Below are 1,488 nucleotides of genomic sequence, written 5' to 3' on the forward strand. Positions count from 1 at the left end.
CCGGGTGCGTTACTGGGCTGACCGGCAGATCTTCCTCAAGGACGCCAGGCTCAACCTGGAGACGCTTCACCAGCGGGCGCGCCAGACGGCCTTCCTCGTTCCCGGTCTCACGATCGTCGTCCGTGACGAACGGGGGCTCGACGGAGAGGGCAGGACCGAGGAGACCTTCCGCTTCGACGGTGGGATCAGCGAGTTCTGCGAGTACCTGGCCCAGGACAAGGCGGTCTGCGACATCCTGCGCCTGACCGGCCAGGGCACTTTCAAGGAGACCGTGCCGGTCCTGGACGAGCGCGGTCACATGACGGCGACCGAGGTCACACGTGAGCTCGCGGTCGACATCGCCCTGCGCTGGGGCACCGGATACGACACCAACCTCAAGTCCTTCGTCAATATCATCGCCACCCCCAAGGGCGGCACGCACGTGACCGGATTCGAGCGCTCCGTGACCAAGACGGTCAACGAGGCGCTGCGTTCCGCCAAGCTGCTCCGCGTCGCCGAGGACGACATCGTCAAGGACGACGCGCTGGAGGGCCTGACCGCGGTGGTCACCGTGCGACTGGCCGAGCCGCAGTTCGAGGGCCAGACCAAGGAGGTCCTCGGTACCTCGGCGGCCAACCGGATCGTCGCCAACGTCGTGGCCAAGGAGCTCAAGGCGTTCCTGACCTCGACGAAGCGTGACGCGAAGGCTCAGGCCAGGGCGGTTCTGGACAAGGCTGTCGCGGCCGCGCGGACCCGCATCGCGGCCCGTCAGCACAAGGACGCGCAGCGCCGCAAGACGGCGCTGGAGTCCTCCTCGCTGCCGGCGAAGCTGGCCGACTGCCGCAGCGACGACGTGGACCGCAGCGAGCTCTTCATCGTCGAGGGCGACTCCGCGCTCGGTACGGCCAAACTCGCGCGCAACAGCGAGTTCCAGGCACTGCTGCCGATCCGGGGCAAGATCCTCAACGTTCAGAAGGCATCCGTCTCGGACATGCTGAAGAACGCCGAGTGCGGCGCGATCATCCAGGTCATAGGAGCCGGGTCGGGGCGGACCTTCGACATCGACGCCGCCCGCTACGGGAAGATCGTCCTGCTGGTGGACGCCGATGTCGACGGCGCGCACATCCGCGTCCTGCTGCTGACGCTCTTCCAGCGGTACATGCGGCCCATGGTCGAGGCGGGCCGGGTCTTCGCAGCCGTGCCCCCGCTCCACCGGATCGAGCTGGTCCAGCCGAAGAAGGGCCAGGACAAGTACATCTACACGTACTCGGACAACGAGCTGCGTCAGCGGCTGCTGGAGCTCCAGCGGAAGAACATCCGGTACAAGGACTCGATCCAGCGCTACAAGGGCCTGGGCGAGATGGACGCCGACCAGCTGGCGGAGACCACGATGGATCCGCGCCACCGCACCCTGCGCCGGATCAACATCGGCGATCTGGAGGCGTCCGAGCAGGTCTTCGATCTGCTGATGGGCAACGAGGTGGCGCCGCGCAAGGAGTTCATCACCAG

General features: G+C 66.9%; 1 protein-coding gene. It reads left to right on the plus strand.

What is annotated here, in order from left to right; all coding sequences use genetic code 11:
- On the plus strand, positions 1-1,488 hold a 1,488-nt coding region (locus ACWCPY_RS43275), incomplete at both ends, for a toprim domain-containing protein (RefSeq protein ID WP_451274688.1).

The organism is Streptomyces sp. NPDC002403 (assembly GCF_053593015.1).